This is a genomic window from Oscillatoria salina IIICB1, assembly GCF_020144665.1.
GTDB lineage: Bacteria > Cyanobacteriota > Cyanobacteriia > Cyanobacteriales > SIO1D9 > IIICB1.
The window spans coordinates 1-1,936 of the sequence record NZ_JAAHBQ010000147.1 but is presented as its reverse complement, the minus strand read 5'-3'; the positions used below and the strand labels follow the sequence as shown (position 1 = coordinate 1,936).

Sequence of the window (1,936 nt, the reverse complement as noted above, 5' to 3'; positions counted from 1 at the left end):
CCGACAGGTCGGTGTCGGGATGATAGGTGGGTAAAAATTAGGGGTTCGATGCCCCTAATTTTTACAAACACCATTATGTAGGTGTATCTTGGTCCTCAATATATTTCTTAAGAACTGATATAGTAACACTACCACAAGAAGCAATAAAGTAAGACTCATTCCCTAAAACTCTTTGCCGATATTATTAAGATGCTCAAAATATTCTTGTCTAATTTTACGACTAGAAACTGATTTTATACTGTTAATAAATTTGGGTAACTCCATTTGAGGATAGTATTGAAACAGAAGATGGACATGATTGGCTTCTCCATTAAATTCAATTAACTTGCCGTCCCATTTTTGACATAAATCAGACATAATTTCATGAAGACCTTTAATCATTTCTACTGTAAAAAAACATCCTTGCGATATTTGGTAGTTAAGACCAGATGGGCTTTCAAGTCAGAGACAGACCTACCACTAGAAACCAAATCTTTATTCATTGACATTTTTAAAAAGGGTGGCTATAATCAGAGTAGCATAAATAGCATACACCTATGAAGTTCACCTATCAGTACCGACTATTACCAACGACAGACCAAAAAATCACCTTAAATCGGTGGTTAAGAGTATGTCGTTTTTGGTTTAATCGGCAATTGGGTGAACGTTTTCAATGGTGGGAGCAGAATCGATGTGCCGTTAATTCTTGTCCTCTTATTTGCTATCTTCCTGAATTCAAAGAAAAACCCAATTACTACTCACAAAAAAAGCAGTTGCCTCTTCTCAAAAAAGACATGGTAACTGTTCAATGGTCAAAAGAGAAATTAAACTGATCAGAAGTTCCATCTTTGACTTTATAAGAAGTTTGTCAACGGGTAGATAAAGCTTTTTCTCGTTATGTTTCAGGAGATAGTAATGGTAAAAAATCTGGGAAACCTCGTTTGAAATCTAGTAACCGATTTAGGTCAATGATATTTGAAGGAGGAGGACTAAGTATTCATTCTTGTTCTCTAGGAGGAAAATTCTTTGATCTTCAAGTCCCTAAGATGGGATTACTAAAGATAAGAATGCACAGATATTTACCCATTGGAGCTATTCTTAAACAAGCTCAAATCATCAAAAAAGCTGACGGTTGGTATGTTAATTTAAGGCTTGATGACCCTACTATCCCTGAGTTTAATCCCGATCAGATTATTCCCACCTGGGATAATTCAATGGGGTTAGATGCTGTTCTCTATCAAGATGATTATCTAGCTACTTCTGACGGAGAAAAATTACCTTCTCTTAAATCTTTTCGTAAATCTGAAGACAGATTAGCTAAAGTTTCAAGGCGCAAGGCTAATAAGAAAAAGGGAAGTAAAGCCAGAAGAAGACTAGCTAAAAGAGAAAGTAGAGAGCATCAAAGAATTGCTAGAGCCAGAAAAGACCATGCCTTTAAAACAGCCCATAAACTATTAAGGACGGGGAAAGAAGTTTTCTTTCATGAAAGGCTCAATCTGTCAGGTTTAAGTCGAAAAAATAAGCCTATTCAAGACGATGCTGGTAAGGATCTTCCGAACGGGCAAAGTGCTAAATCAGGACTGAATAAGTCCTGGGCTGATGCTGCTTTTGGGCAGTTCTTTTCAATCTTTAACTACATAGCTGAAAAAGCTGGAGTTGCTGTGATTGAAGTGAATCCTGCCTATACATCCCAATTACTTTGTTATCGTGATGAATTTGTTTTCACCGATTGCAGTATCAGGGAATATTGGGATGAAATTGAACAGATTTCGGTTGATAGAGACATCTCAGCAGCTATCAATATTAAACGAGTGGGGCTGGACGAGTTCCCCACTATAAAACGCCGTAAAGGTAAGATAGTAATAGTTCATTCTAGTACCCATCTTATCTCTAAGGAAGTTCTCTCTATCTTTCAAGATATGGAGAAGCCCGCGCTATATTGCTCTTAGCAATTAGC

The 1,936-nt window shown here is 37.0% G+C and carries 1 protein-coding gene and 2 pseudogenes; 2 read left to right on the top strand and 1 reads right to left on the bottom strand.

The genetic code is table 11. The features are described 5' to 3' along the window. Positions 1–73: 73 nt before the first annotated feature. Positions 74–482: pseudogene (gene tnpA, locus G3T18_RS24535) on the bottom strand (IS200/IS605 family transposase). A 54-nt stretch (positions 483–536) separates the two neighbouring features. On the opposite strand from tnpA, the gene G3T18_RS24530 reads away from it, so the two are divergent. Both G3T18_RS24530 and G3T18_RS24525 read left to right on the top strand, forming a co-directional pair. Next, positions 537–812 carry a helix-turn-helix domain-containing protein gene (locus tag G3T18_RS24530; RefSeq protein ID WP_224413222.1) on the top strand — a complete coding sequence of 92 codons (276 nt, stop codon included), beginning with the start codon at positions 537–539 and terminating at the stop codon, positions 810–812. 42 nt (positions 813–854) lie between these two features. Beyond that, positions 855–1,928: pseudogene (locus G3T18_RS24525) on the top strand (RNA-guided endonuclease InsQ/TnpB family protein); the annotation flags it as partial. Positions 1,929–1,936: the final 8 nt, after the last annotated feature.